The sequence below is a fragment of the Chromohalobacter sp. 11-W genome (genome assembly GCF_029889905.1).
Lineage (GTDB): Bacteria > Pseudomonadota > Gammaproteobacteria > Pseudomonadales > Halomonadaceae > Chromohalobacter.
The window spans coordinates 92,878-118,082 of the sequence record NZ_JARANZ010000002.1 but is presented as its reverse complement, the minus strand read 5'-3'; the positions used below and the strand labels follow the sequence as shown (position 1 = coordinate 118,082).

Annotated in this window: 30 protein-coding genes, 1 tRNA gene and 1 riboswitch; of the genes, 17 read left to right on the top strand and 14 right to left on the bottom strand. The window is 61.2% G+C overall.

The genetic code is table 11. The features are described 5' to 3' along the window. The 3 genes from OP494_RS03295 to gloB all read right to left on the bottom strand — a co-directional run bounded on the left by OP494_RS03295 (position 1) and on the right by gloB (position 4,089). Positions 1-1,836: an extracellular solute-binding protein gene (locus tag OP494_RS03295; RefSeq protein WP_280539294.1), complete on the bottom strand. Its 1,836-nt coding sequence runs from the start codon at positions 1,834-1,836 to the stop codon at positions 1-3. A gap of 105 nt (positions 1,837-1,941) precedes the next feature. Further along, positions 1,942-3,273: a LysM peptidoglycan-binding domain-containing protein gene (locus tag OP494_RS03290; protein ID WP_280539293.1), complete on the bottom strand. Its 1,332-nt coding sequence runs from the start codon at positions 3,271-3,273 to the stop codon at positions 1,942-1,944. A gap of 48 nt (positions 3,274-3,321) precedes the next feature. Then, the gene (gene gloB / locus OP494_RS03285) at positions 3,322-4,089 is read right to left on the bottom strand and encodes a hydroxyacylglutathione hydrolase (protein WP_280539291.1); all 768 of its coding nucleotides are present in this window, start codon (positions 4,087-4,089) and stop codon (positions 3,322-3,324) included. 105 nt (positions 4,090-4,194) lie between these two features. Between gloB and OP494_RS03280 the strand changes: the two genes are divergently transcribed. Genes OP494_RS03280 through nudC form a run of 4 tightly spaced genes read left to right on the top strand, consistent with a single transcriptional unit; the run spans position 4,195 to position 7,041 of the window. Beyond that, positions 4,195-4,998, top strand: a complete 804-nt coding sequence (locus OP494_RS03280; RefSeq protein WP_280539290.1) for a methyltransferase domain-containing protein — start codon at positions 4,195-4,197, stop codon at positions 4,996-4,998. A gap of 19 nt (positions 4,999-5,017) precedes the next feature. After that, positions 5,018-5,485 (top strand): ribonuclease HI, encoded by a 468-nt coding sequence (gene rnhA, locus OP494_RS03275; RefSeq protein ID WP_280539604.1) that lies wholly within the window; start codon positions 5,018-5,020, stop codon positions 5,483-5,485. A gap of 3 nt (positions 5,486-5,488) precedes the next feature. Beyond that, entirely contained in the window at positions 5,489-6,250 is a 762-nt protein-coding gene (dnaQ, locus tag OP494_RS03270; protein ID WP_280539289.1) for a DNA polymerase III subunit epsilon, read from the top strand. Further along, on the top strand, positions 6,247-7,041 hold the full coding sequence (nudC, locus tag OP494_RS03265) for an NAD(+) diphosphatase (protein ID WP_280539287.1): 795 nt from the start codon (positions 6,247-6,249) through the stop codon (positions 7,039-7,041). The genes dnaQ and nudC overlap by 4 nt, the downstream gene beginning before the upstream one ends. Positions 7,042-7,068: 27 nt before the next feature. On the opposite strand, the gene OP494_RS03260 is transcribed toward nudC, so the two are convergent. Further along, complete coding sequence (locus OP494_RS03260) at positions 7,069-7,386, bottom strand: SCP2 sterol-binding domain-containing protein (protein ID WP_280539286.1); 318 nt, start codon at positions 7,384-7,386, stop codon at positions 7,069-7,071. Positions 7,387-7,486: 100 nt separating this feature from the next. Between OP494_RS03260 and sohB the strand changes: the two genes are divergently transcribed. Next, a complete protein-coding gene (gene sohB, locus OP494_RS03255) occupies positions 7,487-8,536 on the top strand; it encodes a protease SohB (RefSeq protein ID WP_280539285.1) in 1,050 nt (349 codons plus the stop codon). Positions 8,537-8,553: 17 nt separating this feature from the next. Here the strand turns inward: sohB and OP494_RS03250 are convergent, their stop codons facing one another. Beyond that, positions 8,554-8,877 (bottom strand): metalloregulator ArsR/SmtB family transcription factor, encoded by a 324-nt coding sequence (locus OP494_RS03250; RefSeq protein WP_040241256.1) that lies wholly within the window; start codon positions 8,875-8,877, stop codon positions 8,554-8,556. 495 nt (positions 8,878-9,372) lie between these two features. Here OP494_RS03250 and OP494_RS03245 point away from each other — a divergent pair, with 495 nt between their 5' ends. Then, complete coding sequence (locus OP494_RS03245; RefSeq protein WP_280539283.1) at positions 9,373-10,047, top strand: 7-cyano-7-deazaguanine/7-aminomethyl-7-deazaguanine transporter; 675 nt, start codon at positions 9,373-9,375, stop codon at positions 10,045-10,047. A gap of 51 nt (positions 10,048-10,098) precedes the next feature. Continuing rightward, a complete protein-coding gene (locus OP494_RS03240) occupies positions 10,099-10,866 on the top strand; it encodes an alpha/beta fold hydrolase (RefSeq protein ID WP_280539282.1) in 768 nt (255 codons plus the stop codon). Positions 10,867-10,930: 64 nt separating this feature from the next. Here OP494_RS03240 and OP494_RS03235 read toward each other — a convergent pair whose 3' ends face one another. The 3 genes from OP494_RS03235 to OP494_RS03225 form a co-directional block, all read right to left on the bottom strand. After that, positions 10,931-11,917, bottom strand: a complete 987-nt coding sequence (locus OP494_RS03235) for an ABC transporter substrate-binding protein (protein WP_280539281.1) — start codon at positions 11,915-11,917, stop codon at positions 10,931-10,933. 118 nt (positions 11,918-12,035) lie between these two features. Further along, the gene (locus OP494_RS03230) at positions 12,036-12,803 is read right to left on the bottom strand and encodes an ABC transporter permease (protein WP_280539280.1); all 768 of its coding nucleotides are present in this window, start codon (positions 12,801-12,803) and stop codon (positions 12,036-12,038) included. Next, the gene (locus tag OP494_RS03225) at positions 12,800-13,564 is read right to left on the bottom strand and encodes an ABC transporter ATP-binding protein (protein ID WP_280539279.1); all 765 of its coding nucleotides are present in this window, start codon (positions 13,562-13,564) and stop codon (positions 12,800-12,802) included. The genes OP494_RS03230 and OP494_RS03225 overlap by 4 nt, the downstream gene beginning before the upstream one ends. Positions 13,565-13,597: 33 nt before the next feature. Next, positions 13,598-13,702, bottom strand: a riboswitch (TPP riboswitch). Between the two features lie 84 nt (positions 13,703-13,786). Here OP494_RS03225 and OP494_RS03220 point away from each other — a divergent pair. From OP494_RS03220 to OP494_RS03205, 4 genes are all read left to right on the top strand, one after another. Then, positions 13,787-14,629, top strand: coding sequence for a hypothetical protein (locus tag OP494_RS03220; RefSeq protein ID WP_280539278.1), 843 nt, complete (start codon positions 13,787-13,789; stop codon positions 14,627-14,629). 66 nt (positions 14,630-14,695) lie between these two features. Beyond that, positions 14,696-16,405: a potassium/proton antiporter gene (locus OP494_RS03215; RefSeq protein WP_280539277.1), complete on the top strand. Its 1,710-nt coding sequence runs from the start codon at positions 14,696-14,698 to the stop codon at positions 16,403-16,405. Positions 16,406-16,487: 82 nt separating this feature from the next. Next, on the top strand, positions 16,488-16,739 hold the full coding sequence (locus OP494_RS03210) for a hypothetical protein (protein ID WP_280539276.1): 252 nt from the start codon (positions 16,488-16,490) through the stop codon (positions 16,737-16,739). A 44-nt stretch (positions 16,740-16,783) separates the two neighbouring features. Next, the gene (locus OP494_RS03205; protein WP_280539275.1) at positions 16,784-17,458 is read left to right on the top strand and encodes a metallophosphoesterase; all 675 of its coding nucleotides are present in this window, start codon (positions 16,784-16,786) and stop codon (positions 17,456-17,458) included. A 96-nt stretch (positions 17,459-17,554) separates the two neighbouring features. Here the strand turns inward: OP494_RS03205 and OP494_RS03200 are convergent. Next, positions 17,555-17,644, bottom strand: a tRNA-Ser gene (locus OP494_RS03200). Positions 17,645-17,814: 170 nt separating this feature from the next. Here OP494_RS03200 and OP494_RS03195 point away from each other — a divergent pair. From OP494_RS03195 to OP494_RS03170, 6 genes are all read left to right on the top strand, one after another. Then, positions 17,815-18,489: a Bax inhibitor-1/YccA family protein gene (locus OP494_RS03195; RefSeq protein ID WP_280539274.1), complete on the top strand. Its 675-nt coding sequence runs from the start codon at positions 17,815-17,817 to the stop codon at positions 18,487-18,489. 731 nt (positions 18,490-19,220) lie between these two features. Further along, positions 19,221-19,613 carry a sulfurtransferase complex subunit TusD gene (gene tusD, locus OP494_RS03190; protein WP_280539273.1) on the top strand — a complete coding sequence of 131 codons (393 nt, stop codon included), beginning with the start codon at positions 19,221-19,223 and terminating at the stop codon, positions 19,611-19,613. Between the two features lie 36 nt (positions 19,614-19,649). Then, positions 19,650-20,030, top strand: coding sequence for a sulfurtransferase complex subunit TusC (gene tusC / locus OP494_RS03185; protein WP_280539272.1), 381 nt, complete (start codon positions 19,650-19,652; stop codon positions 20,028-20,030). A gap of 53 nt (positions 20,031-20,083) precedes the next feature. Continuing rightward, positions 20,084-20,374: a sulfurtransferase complex subunit TusB gene (gene tusB / locus OP494_RS03180; protein WP_280539271.1), complete on the top strand. Its 291-nt coding sequence runs from the start codon at positions 20,084-20,086 to the stop codon at positions 20,372-20,374. Beyond that, complete coding sequence (locus OP494_RS03175) at positions 20,374-20,727, top strand: TusE/DsrC/DsvC family sulfur relay protein (RefSeq protein WP_280539270.1); 354 nt, start codon at positions 20,374-20,376, stop codon at positions 20,725-20,727. The genes tusB and OP494_RS03175 overlap by 1 nt, the downstream gene beginning before the upstream one ends. Before the next feature lie 36 nt (positions 20,728-20,763). Then, entirely contained in the window at positions 20,764-21,318 is a 555-nt protein-coding gene (locus OP494_RS03170; RefSeq protein WP_280539269.1) for an ACP phosphodiesterase, read from the top strand. 18 nt (positions 21,319-21,336) lie between these two features. Here the strand turns inward: OP494_RS03170 and glp are convergent, their stop codons facing one another. From glp to fdh3B, 5 genes are all read right to left on the bottom strand, one after another. Continuing rightward, a complete protein-coding gene (gene glp, locus OP494_RS03165; RefSeq protein ID WP_280539268.1) occupies positions 21,337-22,527 on the bottom strand; it encodes a gephyrin-like molybdotransferase Glp in 1,191 nt (396 codons plus the stop codon). Continuing rightward, the gene (gene moaB / locus OP494_RS03160; protein WP_280539267.1) at positions 22,520-23,044 is read right to left on the bottom strand and encodes a molybdenum cofactor biosynthesis protein B; all 525 of its coding nucleotides are present in this window, start codon (positions 23,042-23,044) and stop codon (positions 22,520-22,522) included. Before moaB ends, glp begins: the two co-directional genes overlap by 8 nt. Then, positions 23,041-23,361, bottom strand: a complete 321-nt coding sequence (locus tag OP494_RS03155) for a DUF1244 domain-containing protein (RefSeq protein WP_280539266.1) — start codon at positions 23,359-23,361, stop codon at positions 23,041-23,043. Before OP494_RS03155 ends, moaB begins: the two co-directional genes overlap by 4 nt. Before the next feature lie 117 nt (positions 23,362-23,478). Beyond that, positions 23,479-24,522: a formate dehydrogenase subunit gamma gene (locus OP494_RS03150; protein WP_280539265.1), complete on the bottom strand. Its 1,044-nt coding sequence runs from the start codon at positions 24,520-24,522 to the stop codon at positions 23,479-23,481. A gap of 11 nt (positions 24,523-24,533) precedes the next feature. Then, a complete protein-coding gene (fdh3B, locus tag OP494_RS03145) occupies positions 24,534-25,184 on the bottom strand; it encodes a formate dehydrogenase FDH3 subunit beta (protein WP_075369252.1) in 651 nt (216 codons plus the stop codon). Positions 25,185-25,205: the final 21 nt, after the last annotated feature.

Here is a 25,205-nt window from a genome sequence, read left to right as displayed (position 1 = left end):
TTAGCGTTCGCCGCGTTGACGTTGTTCTATCCGGGACGCGCGCTGTGGATCGACCCACCAGCTCGATAGATCGAAGGTGTATTCGGGGAATGGCTGGGGATAGCCGAACTTGTCCCATAGTGCCACGCGGGTGCCATCGAGATGCCACTGGGGAATGACGTAGAAGCCCCAGCGCAGTACCCGGTCGAGCGCGCGCGCGGCGGTGTCCAGTGCCTGCCGGCTGTCGGCACGGATTAGGCGATCGACCAGGCCGTCGATGGCGGGATTCTGCAAGCCGATCAAGTTGCGACTGCGCGGCGCGTCGGCATAGTCGCTGGTCCAGAATTCGCGCTGTTCGTTACCTGGATTGGCGGACTGCGGGAAACTGCCGAGGATCAAGTCGAAATCGAAGTTGCGCTGGCGCGTCAGGAACTGATTGACGTCGACGACGCGCAGGCTGGCTTCGATGCCGAGGCGCTCGAGGTTTTGAATCAGCGGCAGGGTGACGCGTTCGAACTGAGTATCGTAGAGCAGGAATTCGAGACGCAGCGGTTGCTGGGTCTCGTCGTTGACCAGGGTGCCGTCATGGACCTCATAGCCAGCCTCGCGCAGCAGGCCCAGCGCTTTTTTCAGGCGTGCTCGCAACCCCTCGGGCCGGGATGCGGGCAAGGGCGTGTCGAAAACATCCTGCGGCAGGCGATCGCGATAAGGCGCGAGTAACGCGCGTTCGGCGTCGCTGGGCAGGCCGCTGGCTTCCATCTCGGAGCTCTCGAAGTAGCTATCGGTTTCCTCGTAAGCGCCGTAGAAGAGATGCGTATTGAGCCAGTCGAAGTCGGTCGCCAGGGTCAACGCTTCGCGAACGCGACGGTCCTGGAATTTCTCGCGGCGCAGATTCATGACGAAGGCTTGCATCCCGGCGGGCTGTGCGTCGGGGACGACCATGCGCTTGATGAAGCCTTCCTGACGAGCGGGGGTATCGTACGCGGTGGCCCAGTTCTTGGCGCTACTTTCGCGACGCAGATCGAGATTGCCGGCCTTGAAGGCCTCCAGCGCCACGGTCTGATCCCGGTAGTAGTCGTAGACCAGGCGGTCGATATTGTGCCGCCCACGGTTGATGGGCAGGTCGCGCCCCCAGTAATCCTCGGCACGACGATAGACGATGCGGCGCCCCGGCGAGAGGCTCTCAACCGCATAGGGGCCAGACCCCAGCGGCTTGTCCAGCGTCGGTGTGGCGAAGTCGCGTGAGGCCCAATAGTGTTTGGGCAGCACCGGAAGCTGGCCGAGGATCAGTGGCAACTCGCGCGAGTTGTTGTCGCTGAATTCGAAGCGCACGGTGTCGTCATCCAGCGCTTCGATCTTGTCGACATCGGCGTAGTAGGCGCGATAGAAGGGCTGCCCCTCGTCGCGCAGCAGGCGAAAGCTGAACACGACGTCTTCGGCCGTCACGGGATGGCCGTCGTGGAAACGTGCTTCCGGGCGTAGATCGATTTCCATCCAGTGGCGATCAGGGTCGAGGCGGATGCCGCCTGCCAGTAACCCATACATGGTGAAGGGCTCGTCGGCGCTGGCTTCCATCAAGGTGTCGTAGACGTGATTCAGGCCGTCGGCCGGGTTGCCCTGAATGATGAAGGGGTTGGTCGAATCGAAGCTGCCCTGTGCGGCACGCCGCATTTCGCCGCCCTTGGGCGCATCCGGATTAGTGTAGGGCAGGTGCGAGAAGTCATCGGGCAGCGCGGGGGCATCGTAGAGAGAAATTCCCGCGACGGTTGGCACGTCTGCGGCCGGCACGGCCAGCGCTGCGAGGCTGATCGCCCATAGGCAAGACCCCAACAGCAAGGTGAGAACGAACGAGGGCATCAACCGATTCCTTGAAGCAAGATGCGCAAGGGCCGGTGAAGCACCGGCCCGCTCGCTAGCCTACCCCAGTGATGCCGCGCTGAGTAGAGGTATCGCTCAATGCGGTCAGCGAGAGGCCTGGCGCAAGGTCAGACGTTGCCCAGGTTGCAGATAATCGCTTTTATCGAGCTGGTTCCAGCGTGCCAGATCGCCGACGCTGACGTCATGGCGCGCTGCGATACGCGACAAGCTGTCACCCGGCTTGACCCTGACTTCGCGCGTGGTGTCGTGACTGGCCAAGCTGGGGGAGCGGCCGATTGAAGGGACCACCAGCGACTGCCCGATGCGCAATGTATCGCCGCTGAGCGCGTTCTGTTGGCGTAGCACGCTGAGGGGAATGTCATGACGCGCGGCGATGCCGGAAAGGGTATCGCCGCGTTTGACGACGTAATGCGCCTTGGCCTGACGTTTCTCGGCCGGCAGCGTGTCGAGCTTGGCAAGAAAGCGTTTGCGGCTGTCGGCGGGAATCACCAGCTTGGCGTTTTGACTGGGGCGTGTCGCCTCGCGGCGAAAGGCCGGGTTGAGTTCGCGCAGTCGCGATTCGCTAACCCCGGCGAGCTGCGCGGCATCGGTCAGCGCGAGTTGGCCTTTGGTTTTTACTTGGACAATGGCAGGACTATCGGGAATATCGGGCAGGGTGACCGAATAGCGTTGCGGGTCGGACACAACTGCGGCCAACGCCAGCAGCTTTGGCACATAGTCCATGGTTTGATTGGGCAGCGAGAGGTGCCAGTAATCGATGGGCTTGCCTTGGGCGGCGGCCCGCTCACGCGCGCGGTTGACCGTACCCGCACCAGCATTGTAAGCCGCCAGGGCGAGCTCTAGATTACCCTCATACCATTGGTCGGCGAGTGTCTGCAGATAGTCGAGAGCGGCGGCTGTCGAGGCGACGACATCGCGGCGGCCGTCATACCACCATGTATCGGTCAGGCCCATGGCCTCGCCAGTGCCCGGCATGAACTGCCATAGTCCTGAGGCGCCGCCGGGATGGGCGGCTGTGGGGTCGTAAGCGCTTTCGATGAACGGCAGCAGTGCCAGCTCGGTGGGCATGTCGCGCGCTTCGAGCTGACGGGTGACCCAACGTAGCCAAGGACGCGCATTCTGGGCCACGGCCGAGACATATTCGGGATGCGCGGAAAAGTAGTCGAGCCACTCTTTGACGCGCGGATTCTCGATGTCGTGAGGCAATCCGAAGCCGCTTTTAAGGCGCGTCCAGGCATCGGCTTGCGCGGCGCTTTGAAGCTCCAACGCTTGCCAGAAGGTACCGTGGTGCGCCGATGCAGCCGTGTCGCCGCCGGTCGGTGAGTCGCTGGCCGCTAGTGCGGGTAGCGACAAGGTGATCAGAAAAAGACCTCCCGCCAAGCCCCGAGCTTGGCGGCGGATCGATCGAACGTGCATGGGAAGCGAACCTCTCGAGGGCTATGACGTCAGCTGGGCATGATGTTGCTAGAAACGGTCTTTCCATTCGCGCAACGTGGCGAAGGCGCTGCTGGCGTCGTCGGCATTGCCTTGTTCGGCCACCGCGCTGAGCAGGCCGGGTTGGTCGATGCGCAAGAAGGGGTTGATCTGGCGCTCGGAGCCGATGTTGGTGGGCAGCGTGGGGCGTTCCAGCCGACGTGCTTTTTCGCACTCCTCGAGGTAGGCGTCCCGCGTGGGGTTGTCGGGCTCGGCAGCCTGAGAAAAGCGCAGATTGGCCAGCGTATATTCGTGGCCCGCGAAGACCATGGTGTCGTCGGGCAATGCCGCGAGGCGCTCGAGTGAGCGCTGCATTTGCGCGGGCGAGCCTTCGAACAAGCGCCCGCAACCGGCCGAGAACATTACATCGCCGCAAAACAGCAGCCCCGGCGTTCCGGGGGCATAGAACGCGATATGGTCGAGCGTGTGGCCGGGGACTGCGAAGACTTCGAAGCGCCGACCCTGAACACGGCATTCGTCGTCATCGCCCACGACTTCTTCAACGGCGGGGATGGCCGAGTTGTCGGGGCCGATCACGCGCGGTCCGTAGCGCTTGACTAGCGTTTCGATACCGCCCGTGTGGTCGTGATGATGGTGGGTGACCAAGATCGCTACCAGGTTCAGGTTTTCACGCTCCAGGTACTCGATGACGGGTTGCGCATCGCCGGGATCGACGATCGCGACCTTATCGCTGGCATCCTGACGGAGCAGCCAGATATAGTTGTCCTGGAACGCGGGAATTGGAATCACGGTCAACATAATACGCTAGACCTCGGCAAACGTCGGAAACACGCCTGTCGTCATGCCATGCACGATGGCGGACGGCAGCGTAAAATGCGACAACCTTGGGGGGAATGGGCCGTCGTGTCAAATTCACATATGACGATGACGTTGGCGCAGGCCGTCCGCGAGGGGCGCCGCTTCTGGGGCTCCGAGGAGGGCGTTGCGTTATGGCAGGCACAGCGTGCGTGTCTGGGGCCACTCTGCGAGTCGCGCTTCGGAGCTCACAGCCTGCAACTTGGTATGGCTTCGCGGCTGACCGACATGTGCCCCATTCGCCATGCGATGAGTTGGGCGCCGACGCGCGCCTTGGCTCAGGACGATGCTTCCTTGGTATGCGATCCCAGCGCCTTGCCGCTTCCCGATGAAAGCCTTGACCTTGTACTGGTGCATCATCTGTTGGAGGTGATGCCCAACGCGCATCATCTGGTGCGTGAAGCGGCACGGGTCACGCGCGATGATGGCTTGCTGGTCATGATGGGCTGGAATCCCTTCGGCGCCGATGCCCTGGGACATTTGTCCCCTGCCAGTCGGCGTCGTTGGCCCTGCAAGGGGCGTTGGCGGCGCAGCGGCCGGTTGCGGGAGTGGCTGGCGTTTGTCGATTTCGAGATCGACCGCGTAGACTACTGCGGCTTTCGCCTGCCTGGCGGGCATATTCATAACTTGGGACTCGAAACGCTGGGGCGCCGCTATAACCTTCCCTTTGGGGGGTGTTATTTGATCGTGGCTCGGCGTAAGCAGGTCCCTGTACAGCCGGTGCGCACCTTGCTGCGCCGCGATTCGATGGCGGGCAACTGGCTCGGCCCCGCCGCGCTTCATCGCGATCATGGCGGGCGCTCGGGCCGCGCCACGCACGCCCACGACGATAGGATGGCCGAGGTTGACTGATACTCCCACCGTGGGCGATATGCCCCACGTGACCATTTATACCGACGGCGCCTGTCGCGGTAACCCCGGGCCCGGTGGTTGGGGCGCGGTGCTGCGTTACGGTCAGCATGAGAAAACCCTTAATGGCGGCGAGGACGAGACCACCAACAATCGCATGGAACTGACGGCTGCGATTCAGGCGCTGCGAATCTTGACGCGTCCCTGCGAAGTAGCGCTATGGACCGATTCCGAATACCTGCGAAAAGGCATTACCCAGTGGGTCCATGGCTGGATCAAGCGTGGCTGGAAGACCGCCGCCAAGAAGCCGGTCAAAAACGCCGAGCTGTGGCGTGAACTACTCGAGGAAGCCCAGCGCCATCGCATCGAATGGCACTGGGTAAAAGGACACAGCGGCCACGAAGGTAACGAACTGGCCGATACGCTCGCCAACGCTGCTACCGACGATATCCAGGCGGCTCAGCGGCGAGCCATGGCAGGAGAAGAGTAAGCAATGCGTCAGATCGTACTGGACACCGAAACGACCGGCATCGATCCCAAGGAAGGGCATCGTCTGATCGAGATTGGTGCGGTGGAGGTGGTCAATCGCCGGCTGACCGGCAACAACTTCCATCAATACATCAATCCCGAACGCGATATCGATCCCGAGGCCGTGGAAATACACGGTATCACCAATGAACGCGTTGCCGACGAACCCGTGTTCGCAGATGTTGCCGATGCCTTCTGGGAGTACATTCGCGGCGGCGAGTTGGTGATTCACAACGCGGCGTTCGACGTCGGCTTTATCGATCATGAATTCGGCCTGCTGCAGAATAAGCGTGGTGGGCCTCGGCTGGGTCCGGTCGCGGAGTACTGCGGCGTGCTCGATACGCTGGCCATGGCGCGTAAGATGCATCCAGGACAGCGCAATAGCCTGGACGCGCTGTGCAAGCGTTACGCCATCGATAACGGCCGCCGAGTGCTCCACGGCGCCTTGCTCGATGCGGAAATCTTGTCCGATGTCTATCTAGCGATGACCGGGGGGCAGACGGCGCTGTCGTTAGCCGGCGTCGAAGGGGGCGCTGGCGGTGATACGGAAGGAGCGAATAGTGTCAGCGGTATTCGCCGCGTGGCGCGGGAAGGCGTGACTCTGGCGGTGACGCGGCCCAGCGATACGGAATTGAATGCGCATCGAGCCAAGCTCGATCGTATTCGCCAGGCGGCGGGCGAGTGTCATTGGGACGCGTTGGATGAGGCGTCGCAGGGGCCGTCATGACGATCACTTCGACACCGGCATTCGTGAGAGAGCTGCCCGGCGCGGAGACGCCGCGCTGGGGGTATTGGATTCGTTTCGGTGAAGCGGGCATCGCCCCTGGTGAAGAGGCGGGCATTCTACAGCCGCCCGGCGCTTGGCCGGAGCACGCCATGCCGCTAGGAATGTGGCAAGGCTTGCCAGTCGCGATGGCGCACGAGAGCGGCGAGGCAAGTTGGCCTCCGGCGCGAAATTGGCTGGCGCGCTTGCCCGCCGCACAGGGCGATCTACTGGCCACGGCGCTGCAAGTCTCCGCCTGGGCGCGCGATCATCGTTTTTGTGGGCGCTGTGGAACGCCGATGCAGCGTCTATCGCACGAGTTTGCCATGCAGTGCAAGGCGTGCGGTCATCGCAGCTATCCGCGCATCTCGCCGTGCATCATCACTCTGGTGACCCATGGGCGAGACCTGTTGCTGGCGCGCAACGCGCGTTTTCCTGCGCGACGCTATTCCACCTTGGCGGGGTTCATCGAGCCAGGGGAAACCGCCGAAAGCGCGGTGCGGCGTGAAGTCCACGAGGAAGTCGGGGTCGAGATCGGGCGGGTCAGTTTCTTTCGCAGTCAATCATGGCCGTTTCCGCATTCGCTGATGCTGGGTTTTTTTGCTGAGGCAGCTAGCCGACGCATTCGCATCGATGGCGTAGAGATCGCCGATGCCGCTTGGTTCACGCCGCGCCATTTGCCGGAGCTGCCCCCCAGCCATTCGATTTCGCGTCAGTTGATCGAGACGCACCTCAGCGCGGTGGCGATGCGCTGAGATGTAACAACGAAAGAAAAGAGCGGATCAGCCGCTGGGGAACAGGCTGGTGAGCTTGCTGGCTAGCATGACATTGCCAGCGGCCTTGAGCTTGCCGCTCATGAAGGCTTGCATGCCATTGATGTCGCCGCTCATCACGCCTTTCAGAGTCTCGGTGTCGGTGGTCAGGCTGACCGATGGGTCGTCGTGTTCGCCTTGCTGAACGTCCAAGGTGCCGTCCTGAAAATGCAGGTAATAGTCTTCGGCATCGCTGATGTGGAACTGGAAAATATCATTCATGCCCCGGGCGGCGGCAGGATCGAAGCGCGACTGAAGTTTTTCGATGACGGTACTGGCGTCGGCCATGATCGGTCACTCTGTGATGTTGATGGAAACTCCAGCCTATTTCAAACAAATGTTTCATACAAGAGCTGTATTGATTGTCATCCAAGCATGAGGTAGCGACGTGATTGAATGGATAGCGGAATACGCTTTGTTCGCCGCCAAGTTGGCGACTCTGGTAATCGCACTGGGCGTACTGATCGTGCTGGCTGTATCCCTCAAACAGCGCGCCAGTGGGCAAGGCGATGATAACCGTCTGCGTGTGGTGACATTGAACGAGCGCCAACGGCGGCGGCGTGAGTCGTTGCGCCTGGCCGGGATGTCGCCCGCACGGCGGCGGCACGCACAAAAGGCGTTGCGCAAGCAGGAAAAGGCGCGCCGCAAGGGAAAGGATGATGCATCTGACGAAGTGTCATCGCGGGTGTGGGTGCTCGATTTCGATGGTGACCTCAAAGCATCGCGCACCCCGCAGCTGGCGGAGCAGGTTTCGCTGCTGTTGGGCGAATTGCAGGCCGAGGATGAAGTGGTCGTGCGTCTCACCTCGGGTGGCGGTCTGGTGCATGCCTATGGGCTCGCCGCTGCGCAACTCGACCGGCTGCGCGATGCCGGCGCGCATCTGACCGTGTGTGTCGATAAGGTCGCCGCCAGTGGCGGGTACATGATGGCGTGCTGCGCGCACCGTTTGATTGCGGCGCCGTTCGCTGTCATCGGATCGATCGGGGTGGTCGCGCAGGTGCCCAATGTGCATCGCCTGCTCAAGAAACACGATATCGATGTCGAGCTACTCACGGCGGGGCGTTACAAGCGAACCTTGACTGTGCTCGGGGAAAATACCGACGAGGGACGCGCCAAGTTTCTCGACGATTTGCAGGAAACCCATGATCTCTTCAAGCGCTACGTCGGCGAGCGGCGTCCGGCGCTGGAAGTCGACAAGGTGGCGACCGGCGAAATCTGGTACGGCCGTCAGGCCCTCGAGGATGGCTTGATCGATGAGATCGCCACCAGCGACGGTTATCTTGCGGCGCGGATGAAAGAGGCACGGGTTCTGCATGTAAAGCTGGAGCCGCACCATTCGCTGTTGCAGCGTGTCGGCGTGGGGGCCTCGATGGGGATCGAGCGTCTGGGGGATCGCGTCATGGAGCGCTTGGAAGCCAGCAGCTGGCAGCGGCGCTGAGCCGCTGCCAGGGCCGGTTAGCGGGATTTGCCGTACAGTGCGACCAGCGAATCGATCACGGTGCGGGCCTCATCGCCCGCCAGTGAATAGTAGATGGTCTGCGAGGCACGTCGTGTGACCACTAGGTTTTCACGGCGCAAGATGGCTAGGTGCTGCGACAGCGCCGACTGACTGAGGTTGAGCTTGCGATTCAGCTCGGTGACCGAAAGCTCGGCGTTGTCGAGCAGGCACAGGATGCGCAGGCGGTTTTCGTTGGCCATGGCCTTGAGTAGCGTCGTGCCTTTGTCGATGGCGCCGTAACCGGCGTCGATCAGGGCGGAGGCAGGCTGGAGCGGGCGCATATTGTCTCTCCTACATTGGGATTGGCGATTGATTGCCGAAGGGCGAGGGATAGGCGCCCCGCGGCAAAGGGATGCTCGCGTGTCGAATGACCGTCTATGTCGGGTGTGTCCTTTCACCGATTGGACAAGCCGTCATTCCCTGTTACTCATTCTTGATTTAGCGAATCTTCAATAACTTCGCCAGCCCTGTCCAAGGTAGTCTTCAACGGTATTTCATCGGTTGGGGGTGCGGCGATATCTGCCGACCGTGGGACGGGGCATTACCATGACACTTGTTATATTGTAAGGCATTGAAGTAACAACGATAGTTCCTTTTCGTCTGAGGCACTTGGCGATGGACGCGTACTCCCATGGCAAGGGGCGCGAAGCGTCTCGCTGGCCGACATCGGTGAAATCCTTTACAATCCCGCCGCTTTCACTCGGCGTCTTTCACGCCGTCCCGCCTTGAGGGTTCCCTTACCCCTCGGCCTCTTTCGGCAACTAAAAAGGTGCTACATGTTTGTGCTCGATTCTCGCCAAGCGCGCCGCTTGATGGGGTGGCTCGTGAGCTTCCATATTGTCGTCATCGCGGCCAGCAATTACCTAGTGCAGTTGCCGTTTTCGATGTTCGGCTTACACACTACTTGGGGAGCCTTCAGCTTTCCATTCATCTTTCTCGCCACCGACCTGACCGTGCGGCTGTTCGGGAAACGCCGGGCGCGCACGACCATCGCGCGGGTCATGTTGCCTGCCTTGCTGATTTCCTATGTGGTGTCGGTGCTGTTTCAGGATGGCGCCTTCCAGGGGGCCTCGGCGCTGGGTGATTGGAACCTGTTCGTAGGGCGTATCGCTCTGGCGAGTTTCATGGCCTATGTGCTGGGGCAGTTGCTCGACATTCACGTCTTTGATCGGATGCGGCGGCTGCGTGCCTGGTGGGTGGCACCGGCGTTTTCGACCCTATTGGGCAACCTGGCCGATACCTTCGCGTTTTTCGCCATCGCCTTCTGGAATGGGCCCAATGCGTTCATGAGCGCGCACTGGGTCGAAATAGCCTGGGTGGATTATGCCATCAAGCTGAGTGTCAGTCTGGCCTTCTTCCTGCCGTTGTATGGTGTGCTGCTGGGGGCGTTGACGCGCCGCCTGGCGCATGTCGCCGATGCCTCCGAGCAGGTCTCGGGGCGCAATGCCTGAAACGCCTCTGGTATTATGCCGGCATGACTTGAATGGCTGACGAGGCAAATTGTGGAATTACATCATGTCGATACCGGCGGCGCCGGGCGCCCACTGGTGGTGTTGCACGGCTTGTTCGGAAGTGCCGACAACTGGCGCTCGCATATCAAGCGCTGGCAGGAAAGCCGTCGCGTGATCGCCGTCGATCTGCGCAACCACGGAAAGTCTCCTCACCAGGCAGGCATGGACTATGCCGCCCAGGCAGCTGACGTCGATGCTTTGCTGGATCGCCTGGCGATCGAAAGCTGCGATCTGCTAGGTCACTCGATGGGAGGCAAGGTCGCCATCACGTTGGCGCGTCAAGCGCCTGAGCGTGTCGCACGCTTGATCGTCGCCGACATCGCACCGATTGCTTATGAGCATGGCCATGAGGCGATCTTCAAGGCCATGCGTGCCGTCGAGCGGCAGCCGCCTGCGGACCGCAAGGAAGCCGATCGGATCATGACGGGCTTCGTCGAAACGCCGGCGATACGGCAGTTCCTGGCGACCAATCTGATTCGTGGTGAGAATGCCACGCTGATATGGCGCGTGGGCCTCGACGAGATTGAGGACGATTACGCTCATATCGTCGCAGTGCCGGACGGGGAAGGCGCCTATACAGGGCCGACGCTCGTGCTGCGTGGCGGGCGTTCCGACTACGTTGGCGATGATGTGTTGCCGGCGGTCGAGTCGGTGTTGCCCGAGGCACGTATCGAGACCATTCCCGATGCGGGGCATTGGCTGCATGCCGAGCAGCCCGAGGCGTTTCAGGAAGCCTTGGCACGCTTTTTAGCGGCATGAAATGGCGCGCCGGCCATGCGAGAGGATTTTTCTCGCTTTCTCGCATGGTCGGCGCGGCTTGGGGTCAAGGCTGGCTGAGATCGACGGCGAGGCGTGACAGCGGGCTCTTGGCCTTGATCTGGCCGCGCTCAAGCAGAAACGACTCGAAGGCCTCGTAGCGACGCCCATCAAGCGCTGCGGGCCGCAAAGCGAAGCGTGGAATGGTGTTGTACCAAGCTTTCTTGTTGACTGGCGTGTCGAGTGCCGGATCGGAGGCCTTGAAGGCTTTCCAGCCCTCGTCGGGGTGGTTGATGATCCATGCCGTGGCTTCTTCGATGGCGGTCATGAAACGGGTATAAGCATCGCGATGCGCATCCAGGGTGTCGCGATTGGCGATGAAGATCAGTTCATCGTAGGTGGGCACGCCTTCTTCCTCGATATAGAAGGCGCGGCCCTTGACGCCTTCCTGCGCCATCTGTGCCAGTTCGAAGTTGCGAAATGCACCGGTGACGGCATCGACCTTCTCGCCGATCAGCGCCGGTGTCAGCGCGAAGTTGACGTTGACCATCTCGACGTCATCCGGCGCCACGCCATTGTGCTCGAGCATGGTATTGAGCAGCACTTCCTCGACGCCGCCCACCGAATAGCCGATGCTTTTGCCGGCTAGGTCTTGCATGCTTTCGATATCGCTGTCGGCGCGTACCAGCGTGATGTTGAGCGGCGTTGCGATCAGAGTGCCGACGCGCACCAACGGCAAGCCTTGGTCGACCTGTAGGTGTAACTGAGGTTGATAGCTGATGGCCATGTCGATCTTGCCGGCGGCGACCAGCTTGGGAGGGACGCTGGGGTCGGCGGGCGAAATCAGTTCCACGTCGAGCCCGTGTCGTTCGAAGAAGCCGCGTTGCTGGGCGATGACCAGGGGAGCGTGCGACGGGTTAGTGTACCAATCGAGCATGACCTTCAGGGACGTCGTCTCGGTGGTGTCGTCGTCATCTGCGGCCCATGCCGGGCCGGAAGCGATCAATACCAACGCAAGGCAAGCTCCCATGAGGCGTCGAGTCAAACGTAGCATGTGATGTTCTCCTGCGGATCTCCCGCCCGTTGAAGCGTGGCGGGCATTATCGTTATCGCCGTGAAAGGCGGCGTATGGGGCGTTGTCACGCAATGACGGACGCTGCCCCGGGCGGTTGTCAGCTAGTAGCGCCGGTGCGGTCGTCGTGCCATGGCATGAGACGTCGCATGACGGCGTCGGTAGTGAAGTAGAGTGCGACCCCGAAGGTGACGAGAATCAGCAGGGCGGCAAACATCAGGTCGACCTGCATGCGTGCGTTAGCGTTGAGCATCAAATACCCCAGGCCCTGGCTGGAGCCAACCCACTCGCCGATCACCGCGCCGATGGGGGCGGCGCTGGCGGCCATGCGCATGCCCGATGCTAGCGCCGGTAAGGCGGCGGGCAGTTGGATACGTAGCAGGCGGCGTCGACGGTCGGCCCCCAGCGTCTGGGCTAGATCCAGCCACCCTTGTGGTGTCTGGCGCAGGCCGTCATAGCATGTCGAGGCGACCGGGAAATAAATGATCAATGTGGCCATGACGATTTTCGCGGTCATCCCATAGCCCAGCCATAGCATGAGAATAGGCGCGAGGGCGAACAAGGGCACGGCTTGGCTGATCAGCAGTATCGGCAGCAGAGTACGCCGCAAGCCATGAAAGCGCGCTAGGGCCAGCGCGGTGCCTAGCCCGCCGATGCACCCGATGAGCAGCCCCGCGACGATCTCGATCACCGTGATACCGGCATGATGCCACAACAGTTGCTGGTGCGACGCGAACGCTCGCATGACGGACAGTGGTGAGGGCAGAACATAACCGGGAACGCCGGTGACGACGACGAGTACCTGCCAAAGCCCGAGGATGGAAAGAATCCCTACAAGGGCGGGCCAGAGACGCTTGAGTACGCTCATGAGATGCTCCCCTCGATGTTGGTATGGGGGGCAGAATGAAGGCGCGCCACCAACTGCGATTGCATGCGCTGTACATCGGGTGCGTCGAGGGCGCGAGGGCGTTGTCCGTGCGGAACCTCGAAGTCGCTTAACGACGCCGGTTGATCGCCGAGTATGAGGATGCGATCGCTCAGTCGCAGGGCTTCGAGTGGATCGTGCGTCACCAGGAGCACCGTACGCCCGGCCAGCAGGCGCGCGGCGAGCTCATGCAATTCCAGGCGCGTGATGGCGTCGACGGCGGAAAAGGGCTCGTCCATCAAGACCACTGGCGCATCCTCGAAGAGTGTGCGTGCCAGCGCCACTCGCTGGCGTTGCCCGCCGGATAGCGTCTTGGGCCATTGCTCGGCCTTGTCGCTTAGGCCGACGTCGTCGAGCAGGGTCATCGCGTGCTGACGTTGTGCTGCCGTGGGGTGTCCACGCAGCGCGGGGCCGAGCAGAACGTTGTCGATGACCTTGCGCCAGGGAAGCAATTGATCTTGCTGGGCCATCCACGCTAGGCGGCCGGCCAGCGGGCGCTGATCGTCGGTAGTGAGGGTTAGGGTATGGGTATCGGGAATGGGCAGGTCGGCGATCATGCGCAGCAGGGAGCTTTTACCGCTGCCGCTGCGGCCGAGCAGCCCCGTCCAGCTACCGGGAGCGAAGGTGGCCGAAAGACCATCGAATAGCCATTGCCCCGAAAAGGCGAGCCGCGCCTGCGACAGGGAAAAACCGAGGGACGTCATCAAGGCTCCATGAATGGGGCGAAGGACGTGCCGACGGCACGCTCTGGTATTTCCTCCGCCGGTGCTAACCGGATCAGGTTCCAGGGTTGCGCGTGGCGCTCTCAGCCCATTGCGTGATGGGCACCCCTATCCAGAGATGGTTATTGTATCCTGATACGGCGGCGACTGCCCAGACGTGCCGGGTCCGCCGCCTCGCTATCGCTTGGGCTGTCAGGAGTGTGCATGTATCCCGATCCCGCATTGACGCACCGCGTCGAGGTCTTCACCGGTCATGCGCTTGCCCCGTTGCCACTGGCCTGGGATGACAGTGCCAATTGGTTGTGGCGAACGTGCGATGAGACACCGCAATTGCTCAAGCTGGCTCGAACGCACCCGACCCAGGACCCATTCTGGCAGGGGGTGGATCGTCTCTTCGGCTTCGACCGCTGGCGCTGTCCCGAGGCGCTGACGCGTTTGGCCGGTGCCTTACCGACACATTTGCCGCTCCCGCCCTTGCCTTTGACGTACCTGGGCGCGCTGCACCAGACGCCGCTCTGGAGCCTGCCCTGGAGCGAGGGTACGCCGGCCCCGATGGGAGAGGTGTTCGCTGAACTCTTGGGAAGCCAGTTGGGGCATCTGCATCGCGAAACGGTGTCGGGCTGGGGGCATCCTCTAGAGACGGTCTGGACGCTGCCGCAGTGGCCGCGACGGGCGCACGATTTTTTGAGACATCACCCGCGTTGCGCCGATTGGCAGACGCTTCCCGATTTTCCTGTACCCTCACGCGCAGTGTGGTGCCTGCCCGATTTGCGTGCTGATCAGTTCCTGTGCGGCGCCACCGGTTGGCTATGGAGTGACTGGGAGGCGCTGGTATGGGCGCCGCTCGAGTTTGATCTATGCGTGGCTGAGCTGCTCATCACAAGGTCCGCTGAGCGGGACGCCTTTGTCACCGCCTACCGGCGACAGTCGCCGGATGTCGCGCTTGGCGAATATCGTCGGGGGATGCGTGCCCTTATCTGGGCCATGCGATTACAGGGCGATATCGACTGGCATATCTTGAAATCGCATCCTGCTTGGTTGATGTAGGTGACAGCATGGCGTGTCGGGACATGGCATACTAGGCCCTTGAATTTAGGGAGATAGTCGTTAGTCGTGGATACCATCAACAGCCTTTTTTTGTTTTCGGGATTTCTAATCGCGCTCAGCATCGTCGCGAGCCGCGTCTCGTCGCGCATCGGTGTGCCGCTGTTGGTGCTGTTCCTGGGGTTGGGCATGATGGCTGGCGAGGAAGGCGTGCTGGGCATCGAGTTCGACGACTATTCGCTGGCCTACCTGATTGGGCACCTGGCGCTGGCGATGATCCTCCTCGATGGCGGCTTGCGCACGCGTCTCAAGACGTTCCGCGTGGGTCTCAAGCCGGCGCTGTGCCTAGCGACACTCGGGGTTTTCGTAACCAGTGGGCTCGTGGGTCTGTTGGCGACCTGGATATTCAATCTTTCCCTGGTGGAAGGCTTGCTAGTGGGTGCCATCGTCGGTTCGACGGATGCCGCTGCGGTCTTTTCGATGCTCAGTGGGCAGGGCGTGACGCTCAACGAGCGGGTGGGGGCGACGCTGGAGATCGAGTCAGGCACCAACGATCCGATGGCGATCTTCTTGACTATCACTCTGGCCGAAGTGCTGGTAAACGGTGCCAGTGGTGTCGGGCACACACTGATGACGTTCGCCTCGCAGTTCGGGTTGGGTTTGTTGTTCGGGGTGGGGGGTGGCTGGCTAGCTGCCAAGCTGCTGCGCTGGCTCGATCTGGCGTCAGGGCTCTATTCGCTACTGGCGCTGGCGTCGGGGTTCTTCATCTTCGGCTTGACCAGTGCGGCGGGCGGTAGCGGTTTCCTGGCGATTTATCTGGCGGGCTTGATGATCGGCAACCAGCCTGGGCGGCATCTCACGCATATTCTGCCGGTCCACGATGGCTTGGCGTGGCTGAGTCAGATCGGGCTTTTCCTGGTCCTTGGGTTGTTAGTGACGCCCAGCGAAATGATCGATTACGCCATCCCGGGGGCCGTCTTGGCATTGGGCTTGATTTTCGTGGCGCGACCGTTGGCCGTATTGGTTTCGCTCAAGCCGTTCTTCAATTTCCGCTGGCGAGAGCTCGGCTTCATTTCCTGGGTAGGCTTGCGCGGTGCAGTGCCCATCGTACTGGCCATCTTTCCGGTGATCGCGGGGGTCGAGAATGCGACGCTGTATTTCAACGTCGCCTTCTTCGTGGTGTTGATGTCGTTGTTGATGCAGGGGGCCTCCCTGGCGCGGGTGGCACGCTGGATGCGGGTCGAGGTACCGGCCGGCACGACGCCCAACCGTCGCGGTCCGCTAGGGGTGTTGCCGGAAAACGATTATGAAATGTTCGTCTACAAGGTCGAGAACGAAGCACTTGAGGACGTGCCCATTCGCTTGCTGCGCTTCCCGTCGGGAGCCTTGATTTCCGGCCTGTTTCGCAAGCACACCATGCTGCATGCCAAAGGCAGTACGCGCCTGAAACTTGGCGATGTGATTTGCGTCATCGGACGCAGCGAGGATCTGCCGGCGCTCAATCGCTTGTTCAACGGAGACGCCACGCTCAAGCGTGAGCGTGCCTTCTTCGGCACCTTTACGCTGGATGGAGAAGCCGTCATGAGCGACGTGGCGGATGCCTATGGACTGACCTTGAGCGCCGGTGAGCAGAACATGACGCTGGGCGAATTCGTATCGCTGCGTGTCGGTGGCCATCCCGTGGTAGGGGACGATGTCGATTGGCATGGCTTTCACTGGGTCGTCAATGCGGTGGAAGGTAACCGGGTGACTCGGGTTGGGTTGAGGCTTTATCACTGAGCCAGGTACTTGAATACAATAGCGCACGGCGCGTTATCTTGTTCTACGCTGAATAGATTGTTTTTGCCCCGCGGAGTTTGTCATGTCCATGCCCCATCGGCGCCTCTATCGTTGTCGCGCTTGTCAGGTTGAAGTATTCATCAAGGCAACGCGTCGGCCGCTGGAAGCAAGGTGTCCGGAATGCAAGGCGAGTGATTTCGAGAGCGTCGAGATGGCTGGGGCGCATCCACGTGCCAGCGTCGATGAGCTGCTGGCGAAGGCGTTGGAGCTGGAAGGCGGAGATTCACGTGACTTGGCTCGGCGTTCTGAAAAGTCGGCCTTTCGCGATATTTAATTGGCTCGTGCGATGCGTTCAGTAGCGGGAAAGGAGCAAGCGACGTGATTCAACGGCACGGTCCCAATGAGCGCGGCCGCGATTTCCTCGTCGGTGATATACACGGTCAATGGTCCTTGCTGCATGACAGATTGAACGCAGTCGGTTTCGATCGACAACGAGATCGACTGTTCAGTGTTGGGGATCTGATCGATCGTGGCGCCGATAGCCTCCAATGTTTGTCTCTCGCCCTCGAGCCTTGGTTTTACGCTGTGCGTGGCAATCATGAAATGCTGGCGTATGACGCGTTGCTGGGCGAGGAAAGAGGCAGTCTCAAAGCCCGCGATGCTTGGATGGTCAACGGTGGCACCTGGGCCCTGGAAGCGGGGTTGGCGGAAGCGCAGATGATGCTTCAGCAGGCTTTGCCTTGCATGCCCTATGCGCGCGAAATATCAGTCGCGGGCAAGCGTCTCGGGATCGTTCACGCCGAACCACCCGCAGACTGGCGGGACGTCGTAACGCCTTCGCAGGACCAGCTTTGGGGAAGAACGCGCATCCGGCGTGGCGACGAGACCCCGGTCAGCGGTATCGATGCCGTGGTGGTGGGGCACACCATCGTGGAGCGCCCCACATGGCTGGGGAACGTCCACTACATCGACACAGGCGCTTTCACGACGGGGAGGCTAACGCTCATCGAGGCGCACACGCTCATGAGCGGTATCGCGTCGTTGCCGCTGTAACTGTAACAATGCGGTGTAACGGCTAGATGTAACATCCCGAAACGAAAACGCCCCGAGACCAGTAAGTTACTGAAATCTCAGGGCGCTTTGATGTAGTGGCGGAGGGACAGGGATTCGAACCCTGGGAAGGCGCAAACCTTCGCCGGTTTTCAAGACCGGTGCATTCAACCGCTCTGCCATCCCTCCGGCTTACGGCGGTGTATACTACCAGCATTCATCGAGTCGTCAAGACTTTTTGTGCTTTCAATGAGTTAAAACAACGCTGGGGCGTTGAATATCCATCTTGCAGTGGGAACTCAAGCGGGGCATCCTAGGTCTTACCTTATGTTTTCAGCGCCACCGAGGAGAGAAATCCCATGGCATACCGTACTTCTCAGATTGCTGACCAGCAGACGAAGCGGTCGGAAATCAGTACCAACAAGGTGTTGCGTAACACCTATATGCTCTTGGCCATGACGCTGTTGTTCTCCGCCGTAACGGCGGGAACTGCGATGGCCATGGGCATCGGGCAGATGAATATCTTCATCTTCCTGATTGGCGCCTACGGCTTGATGTTCCTGGTTCACAAGACCGCGAATTCGGCGGCAGGCATCTTGTCGATCTTTGCCTTCACGGGCTTCATGGGGTTCACGTTGGGGCCGATGTTGAGCCTCTATCTGTCATTGCCCAATGGGGCGCAACTGGTGATGACTGCGCTGGGGATGACGGGCGCGACGTTCATTGGACTGTCGGCCGTGGCCTTGATTACCCGCAAGGACTTCAGCTTCCTGGGTAACTTCATGATCGCCGGGGCGATCGTGTTGGTGCTGGCGATGGTCGCGGCGATGATCTTCAATATCACCGCCTTGGCGTTGGCCGTCTCCGCAGGCTTCGTGCTGTTCTCTTCGGCTGCGATCCTGTACCAGACCAGCGAGATCATCCATCGCGCAGGGGAAACCAACTACATCTTGGCGACCATTACCCTGTTCGTGTCGATCTACAACCTATTCGTTAGCCTGTTGTCCCTTCTGGGCTTCATGTCCAACGACTGATGCAGAAAGTGGCGCTGTTGCGCCAGTCTGTCGAAGGCCCGCATCTCTCTTGAGGTGCGGGCCTTTTGCGTGAGGAGCGTTTATCCTCGCCAGATTTGAAGCAGGGGTTCGGCAAGTCCGTGCCAGCGGGTATAGAAAATCGCGCGGCGTCGGGCATTGGCGATATCCTCGGTGTCATATATGTCATGACGAAGGTGGAGATCATGACGCAGGAGCGCCAGACAGCCTATCTCGCACTTGGGTCTCGGACCCACGAGAGTTGCTTTATCGCTATGAGTGACCGACAACGTGGTGGGAACAGCCGTTTCGGCCGGCTTCAGCGTCGCTGGCGGGCGTTTGGTCGGGACAAGCAGGGCAACGGTCATGATCGTAACCTCCACGAATCAGCAGGTGTGCCGGTACATTACGACACAGACACTTTCAATTTAGCCGGATTTCGTAACGGCTAAAGAGGATTCGTACAAACCGTGACGGCGCTCATATTAGTCGCTTCTGTTGCGGGCGGCATAAAAAAAGCCGCCTAGAGAGGCGGCCAAGGTTGGGGATATCAACAGATCGTATCGCTAGCTAAAGACACGCTATACGTTAGCTTGTTAAAAATATACTCGCTAACATGGTTGGCGTCAATGATCGTTTGATGCCATGAGGCGTGGTGCATCCATGATTTGCCTGACCTCGCTACGTCGAGGACAATAGCGCCATTCACCGCGTTAGTGACGGGAGACTATTCGATGCGTTACGCCCTGCTCGTGCTAGGAGGTCCGTATAGCCATCAGGCAGCGCACTCCGCATTGCGTTTCGCGCATGCCGCCATCGCACGAGGGCATCGTGTCGATACGGTGTTCTTCTATCACGATGGGGTTTACAACGCTTCGCACTTCGCGGCGCCGCCGCAGGATGAACCGCACCTCGTCGATGCCTGGTGCGACTTGCAGCGTACGCATGGGACTACCTTGCAGGTCTGTGTGGCGGCGGCGCTGCGCCGTGGCTTGCTGGATGCCCGTGAGGCCGAGCGTCATGGCAAGAGCGGTGTGAGTCTCGAGCCTCCCTTCGAGTTGACAGGGCTGGGGCAGTTGCTCGACATCGGCCAGACACACGAGCGGCTGATTACCTTTGCGCCCTGAATTTGGCGTCGCGCATTCATGCCATGAGGAACTGTCATGTCCGAGATAACCGAGGCGCCGCACGGCGATCTTCTGGTGATGCTGCGCCATGCGCCGCACGGCGGCTTATGGCTACGCGAGGCTCTCGATCTAGCATTGGTGGGTGCGGCCTTCGGCCAGTCCGTCTCGTTGTTGCTGATGGGGGACGGCGTCTGGGCATTGCTTCGGGAACAAGGCCCGGGTCCACTGGGACAGAAGGGCTCACAAAGCACCTTCGAGATGCTGGAGATGTACGATATCGAGCGTTTGTATGTCGATGCCGACTCGCTCGAGACGCGCGGATTAACCCCCGACGATCTGCTCTTGCCGGTGATTGAAGTGTCGGCGCCGGAACTGTCGACGGTGCTTGCCGGCCACCGTCAAATCTTCAATTTCTGAACGCTGCCCGTACTGAACGTTAGCTGGGCAGCGCTATTAGGAGACACCTGCGAATGTTGTTGCACTTGCTCAATCGTGCCCCGAGTTCGAGCTCCGTTCATCAGGACGTATTGCGCGCGATGGGGGAGGAAGATGGGTTGATGCTGATCGAAGATGGCGTGTTTGGCGCGGTGAGTGCACAGGTACAACATTTTCCCGGTCTGGACGGGCGCTTGTTCGCCCTGCGCGAGGATCTGGAGTCGCGCGGTTTGGCGGGACGTTGCGATGCCCGCGTGATCATCGTCGACATGGACGGTTTCGTGGCGCTGACCGAGGAAGCGCAACGCACGGTGAGCTGGTTCTGATGGCGACGACGCAAGCGACACGCTATATCACGGTAGAAGGCCGCGACATCGGGCTCGACCCCGAAGGGTTCATAGTCGATTTGACGGCCTGGACACCGGCCGTAGCCGAGGCGCTGGCCGCCGAGGAAGGCAGGGAACTGACGCCCGAACACTGGGAAGTTCTCGAGGTTTTGCGAGCCTTCTACGCGCGTTATGAGAACGCCCCGGCGATGCGGCCCTTGGTCAAGGCCGTCAGCCAGGCGCTGGGGCCCGATAAAGGGCGTTCCTTGCACTTGATGCGGTTGTTTCCCGACAGCCCCGCAAAGGTGGGCGCGCGCCTGGCGGGATTGCCCAAGCCAACCAACTGTCTTTAAGAACTATCGTCTTTAAGAGCTACCTTTAGGTCTTCCATGAACTTTCTTGCACATGCCTGGCTGGCACGTGGTGGCAACGACGCCTTCCTGTACGGCAACTTGATCGCCGATGGCGTCAAGGGCGACCCCGATGGCGATTGGGCGGCGGAGGTCGCACGCGGTATCCGTCATCATCGCCGCGTGGATGCCTGGGTCGATGACCATGCCGTGATCCGAGGCGTACGCGAACGCGCACCGCGCCCCCAGCGGCGTGTGGTGGGCATCGCTCTGGACCTGGTGTGGGATCATTTCGTGGCGCGCGATCATGCCGATGTCGCCTTGGTTGCGCGTTGTTACCGGGTGCTCCAAGCCCAGGGGCGAGCTCCTAACCGCTTGGCCCCCATGATTCCCGCCCTGATCGAAGACGACTGGCTGAGTCGTTACGCCGATTTCGACTTCACCTGCCAGGCGATCGCGGGCCTCGGGCGCCGTTTGAGTGGCCCCAATCGTCTGGCCGAATTGGTGCCCTGGTTGCGCGCCGACTACCCCGTACTAGAGCACGACTTCCATGTCCTCTGGCCGGCGCTCAATCAGGCGTTGAGCGCTGACTAGGCCTCGTTTTCAGTGGCATTAATCCGTCAGCCAAAGGCACTCCACGCGCTCGCCTTCGTGAAGGGTGGTGTGTTCGGGGACGACCGCCAGGGCATCGGCCTCGAGGCAAGAGGACAGCACGGCTGAGTTCTGATCGGCGAAGGCGTGGGCGACGATGCCATCGGCGGTGAACTCGAGCCCCACACGCATGTAATGACGCCGCGCCTGCGTGCGCGTGGTGAAGGCCGCGCGTGCCCACAGGCGGGGCAGCGTGGCCATGCGTGGGCAACCCAGCAGGGCGCCCATGAGGGGACGAAGATATACCCAGGCGCCGACGAAGCATGAAACGGGGTTGCCGGGCAGGCCCACCAGTCGTGCATGGCCGATGCGCCCCAATGCCAGTGGTTTGCCGGGGCGCATGGCCAATTGCCAAAGGTCTAGTTGGCCCAGTGACTCCAGTGCGTGCTTGACGTGGTCTTCTTCGCCGACGCTGACGCCACCAGTGGTGACGATGACATCGGCTTGCTCGGTGGCCTCGCGCAGGAGGCGCTGGGTGGTCGCGAAGTCATCGGGCACGTGCTCGCGCATGACCAGCTCGGCGCCAAAGCGCTCGAGCAGGCGCGAGAGCATGGGCCGATTGGAGTTATGGATCTGCCCCGCGGCGAGCGACTGGCTGGGGTCGACGATTTCATCGCCGGTGGAGAGCAGCGCCACGCGCGGACGACGATAAACGTTGACCTGCGTGATGCCTTGACCGGCCAGGTGCCCCAGGGCGGCCGCTTCCAGCCGGGTGCCTGCTTCCAGAAGCGGAGTGCCGGCTTCCACGTCGCGCCCACGGCGACGCACGTTGTCGCCCAGCGTGATGTCGCCGGGAATATGCGCCTGGGCGTCTTGCGCCTCCACGCGTTCCTGCATCACGACCGTATCGGCACCCGGCGGTATTTCCCCACCGGTGAAGATGCGTACGCAGGTACCCGGCGCGAGCGGCTCAGGTGCGTAGCCGGCCGCGATACGCTGGCTGATGGGTAACCACTGACCGGCATCGGCATGGCGCAGGGCATAGCCATCCATGGCGCTGTTATCGGCAGGCGGTACGTCGAGGCGGGCGGTGACCGATTCGGCCAGCACGCGGCCCGCCGCTGCCTCGCAATCGATGCGTTCGGTACCTCCCGTCTTTACATCCTCCAACAACGCCTCCAGCGCGCGCTCGACGCTTTGCAGCTCAGCCATGCTGGCCTCTCCCGGGAATGACGAGGTTGGCGAAGTTGCACGGTTGATGGCGGCTGTCGAGCTGTTCGTGAAGTATGCCGTCCCATGCGGTGCGGCAGGCGCCGGTGGAACCAGGCAAGCAGAACACCACGGTAGCGTTGGCCAGGCCACCGAGACAGCGGCTCTGCACGGTGGAGCTGCCGATTTCCTGCCACGACAAGTGGCGAAACAACTCGCCGAAGCCTTCGATGTGCTTGTCGAGCAACACTTCGACCGCCTCGGGGGTGGAGTCGCGCCCGGTGAAGCCGGTGCCGCCGGTGGTGACGATGACCTGCACGTCCTCATCGGCGATCCACTGAGCGACGAGCGCGCGGATACGATAGACGTCATCGACGACGATGCGTTTGTCGGCGAGTTCGTGCCCATCGCGCTTCAGGCGTTCCACCAGCGCGTTACCCGAGCGGTCGCTTTCCTCCGTGCGGGTATCGGAGACGGTCAGCACGGCGATCTTGAGGGGAACGAAAGCGGCATCGCTCATGCGTGCGTGTCCTTCTTACGCTTCTGGCGGGCGTCCAGCGCCTCGAGTTGTTCGGGCGTGGCAGGGGCCTGATAGAGCTCTTTCCATTCGCTGTAGGGCATGCCGTAGACGTATTCGCGGGCCGTTTCGTAGTCGAGTTCGATACCGCGCTCGCTGGCGGCGGCCACCAGCCATTTGGAGAGGCAGTTGCGGCAGAAGTCGGCCAGGATCATCAGGTCGATGTTCTGCACGTCCTTGTTGGCATCGAGGTGGTCGAGTAGCTGGCGGAAGGCAGCCGCCTCGAGTTCGGTGCGCGTGTCAGCGTCGATGTGTTGCATGGAAGAGCCTCTTCGCTTGGCATGTCATTAGGAGATAAAACTAGCATAACAAAGAGCGACACCGCCCGGGGGGGCGGTGTCGTCTCGCTTGCGGTGTTTCAGCGCTCGTTATGGCGTTCAGTTGGGTCGGTGTGCCGTCGCCGTGTCGTCGCCGACGGGTGGATCGCTTTGCTGGGGCTGGCCGGCGCTGTTCTTGACCTCCTCGTACCACAGGTTGTGGTGCTGCTTGGCCCAGGTTTCGTCGACATAGCCGGTCGCCATGCCTTCGAACGCGCCCTCGGTGCCCAGGGTGCCGATATAGATATGCCCGAGCGCCACGGTCATCAAGATCAACGACGTCACGCCGTGGAACATGTTGGCCCACTGCATGTTGTCCCGGGTCTGGCCGAAGATGGGAAAGTCGAGCACGAAGCCACTCACGATGACCAGCAGACCGACACTGGCCAGCAGCCAGAACCAGACCTTTTCGCCGGCATTGGCGAAACCGGCATCGGGATGCTTGTCGCCCACCATGCCGCCACCTTGCTTGAACCATTCCCAGTCGTGCTTCTTGGGCAAGTTCATCTTGAGCCATTTGGCGAGAATGACGATGAGCAGGATGCCGAAGACGGGCCCCGCGTAGTTGTGGATCAGCTTGGAGCCCATGATCATGTTGGCCCAGAAGACATCGCCGAAGATGTGCCGGAACACGAACTTGCCATACAGCAGATTCAAGCCTGTCAGCGAGAGAGCGATGAACAGCGTCGCCACGGTCCAGTGCAACGAGCGCTCGAGAGCGGTCCAGCGCAGGATTTTACGACCCGTGCGCTCGTGATCGAGGTCGTTGCGTCCGACAACAAGGTAGAAGATGATCAGGATCGCCAGCATGCCGCCGATGGCGATCAGGCCGGCGGGCGAAATCCACTCGTTACGAATCTGGCGCCAGGTCTCGCCGCTGGGGTTGATCAGGTTGTAGGTCGAGTCATGGCGGGAATCGATGAAGTTCTCGCCACTCTTGACCTGTCGCCAGGTGTCGGCGTCCACCGTGCCGACCGCTTGACCGATTTCCTCGTCGGGCTCAGCCGCCGATGAGGGTGGGGCCAGGCTGGCGGCCAACACCGCCAGCAATAGCACCGCACCGATCATACGCAGCCGCCACAGGCATTGCATGAGTGTGTGCATGAGCGTTCTCCTCACCCTTCACGTGTGGCGCGGGTGGCGTCGTAGGCCATCTCGTCGAGATTGGCCGAGACGTCCGGGCCCGACATTTGCGCCTTCTCGACGGACGACCAGCCGCCGTCTTCATGGCCGCGATAGACCACACGCTGGCGGAAGATGTCGGAAATGGTCTGGGCGTCACCGGCCAACAGCGCCTTGGTGGAGCACATCTCGGCGCACAGGGGCAATTTGCCTTCGGCGATGCGGTTGGCGCCGTACTTTTCGTATTCTTCTTCCTTGGTCTCGGCGGGACCGCCGGCGCAGAAGGTGCACTTGTCCATCTTGCCGCGTTCGCCGAAGGCTTCTTCCTTGGGAAACTGCGGCGCGCCGAAGGGGCAGGCGTAGAGGCAGTAACCGCAGCCGATGCAGATGTCCTTGTCGTGCAGGACGATGCCGTCATCGGTCTTGTAGAAGCAGTCGGTGGGGCATACCGCCATGCAGGGAGCATCGTCGCAGTGCATGCAGGCCACCGAGATCGAGACCTCGGAGGGCTTGCCGTCGTCCAGGGTTACCACGCGACGACGCTGGATACCCCAGTCGGTTTCGTTGGCGTTCTTGCAGGCCGTGACGCAGCCATTGCACTCGATGCAACGTTCGGCGTCGCAAAGAAATTTCATTTGAGCCATGGTGTTCTCCTCTAACCGATG

What these genes read in the sequence shown, in the direction of transcription:
- OP494_RS03195 (WP_280539274.1), top strand. Translation starts at nt 17,815, where the DNA reads ATGGCATACCGTACTTCTCAGATTGCTGACCAGCAGACGAAGCGGTCG.
- OP494_RS03260 (WP_280539286.1), bottom strand. Translation starts at nt 7,386, where the DNA reads ATGGCCGACGCCAGTACCGTCATCGAAAAACTTCAGTCGCGCTTCGAT.
- nudC (WP_280539287.1), top strand. Translation starts at nt 6,247, where the DNA reads ATGACGATCACTTCGACACCGGCATTCGTGAGAGAGCTGCCCGGCGCG.
- OP494_RS03225 (WP_280539279.1), bottom strand. Translation starts at nt 13,564, where the DNA reads ATGACGTCCCTCGGTTTTTCCCTGTCGCAGGCGCGGCTCGCCTTTTCG.
- OP494_RS03290 (WP_280539293.1), bottom strand. Translation starts at nt 3,273, where the DNA reads ATGCACGTTCGATCGATCCGCCGCCAAGCTCGGGGCTTGGCGGGAGGT.
- glp (WP_280539268.1), bottom strand. Translation starts at nt 22,527, where the DNA reads ATGGCTGAGCTGCAAAGCGTCGAGCGCGCGCTGGAGGCGTTGTTGGAG.
- dnaQ (WP_280539289.1), top strand. Translation starts at nt 5,489, where the DNA reads ATGCGTCAGATCGTACTGGACACCGAAACGACCGGCATCGATCCCAAG.
- OP494_RS03250 (WP_040241256.1), bottom strand. Translation starts at nt 8,877, where the DNA reads ATGCGCCCGCTCCAGCCTGCCTCCGCCCTGATCGACGCCGGTTACGGC.
- tusB (WP_280539271.1), top strand. Translation starts at nt 20,084, where the DNA reads ATGTTGTTGCACTTGCTCAATCGTGCCCCGAGTTCGAGCTCCGTTCAT.
- OP494_RS03220 (WP_280539278.1), top strand. Translation starts at nt 13,787, where the DNA reads ATGTATCCCGATCCCGCATTGACGCACCGCGTCGAGGTCTTCACCGGT.
- tusD (WP_280539273.1), top strand. Translation starts at nt 19,221, where the DNA reads ATGCGTTACGCCCTGCTCGTGCTAGGAGGTCCGTATAGCCATCAGGCA.
- OP494_RS03230 (WP_280539280.1), bottom strand. Translation starts at nt 12,803, where the DNA reads ATGAGCGTACTCAAGCGTCTCTGGCCCGCCCTTGTAGGGATTCTTTCC.
- OP494_RS03150 (WP_280539265.1), bottom strand. Translation starts at nt 24,522, where the DNA reads ATGCACACACTCATGCAATGCCTGTGGCGGCTGCGTATGATCGGTGCG.
- OP494_RS03295 (WP_280539294.1), bottom strand. Translation starts at nt 1,836, where the DNA reads ATGCCCTCGTTCGTTCTCACCTTGCTGTTGGGGTCTTGCCTATGGGCG.
- OP494_RS03170 (WP_280539269.1), top strand. Translation starts at nt 20,764, where the DNA reads ATGAACTTTCTTGCACATGCCTGGCTGGCACGTGGTGGCAACGACGCC.
- OP494_RS03155 (WP_280539266.1), bottom strand. Translation starts at nt 23,361, where the DNA reads ATGCAACACATCGACGCTGACACGCGCACCGAACTCGAGGCGGCTGCC.
- OP494_RS03175 (WP_280539270.1), top strand. Translation starts at nt 20,374, where the DNA reads ATGGCGACGACGCAAGCGACACGCTATATCACGGTAGAAGGCCGCGAC.
- gloB (WP_280539291.1), bottom strand. Translation starts at nt 4,089, where the DNA reads ATGTTGACCGTGATTCCAATTCCCGCGTTCCAGGACAACTATATCTGG.
- moaB (WP_280539267.1), bottom strand. Translation starts at nt 23,044, where the DNA reads ATGAGCGATGCCGCTTTCGTTCCCCTCAAGATCGCCGTGCTGACCGTC.
- tusC (WP_280539272.1), top strand. Translation starts at nt 19,650, where the DNA reads ATGTCCGAGATAACCGAGGCGCCGCACGGCGATCTTCTGGTGATGCTG.
- OP494_RS03245 (WP_280539283.1), top strand. Translation starts at nt 9,373, where the DNA reads ATGTTTGTGCTCGATTCTCGCCAAGCGCGCCGCTTGATGGGGTGGCTC.
- OP494_RS03235 (WP_280539281.1), bottom strand. Translation starts at nt 11,917, where the DNA reads ATGCTACGTTTGACTCGACGCCTCATGGGAGCTTGCCTTGCGTTGGTA.
- fdh3B (WP_075369252.1), bottom strand. Translation starts at nt 25,184, where the DNA reads ATGGCTCAAATGAAATTTCTTTGCGACGCCGAACGTTGCATCGAGTGC.
- OP494_RS03210 (WP_280539276.1), top strand. Translation starts at nt 16,488, where the DNA reads ATGTCCATGCCCCATCGGCGCCTCTATCGTTGTCGCGCTTGTCAGGTT.
- rnhA (WP_280539604.1), top strand. Translation starts at nt 5,018, where the DNA reads ATGCCCCACGTGACCATTTATACCGACGGCGCCTGTCGCGGTAACCCC.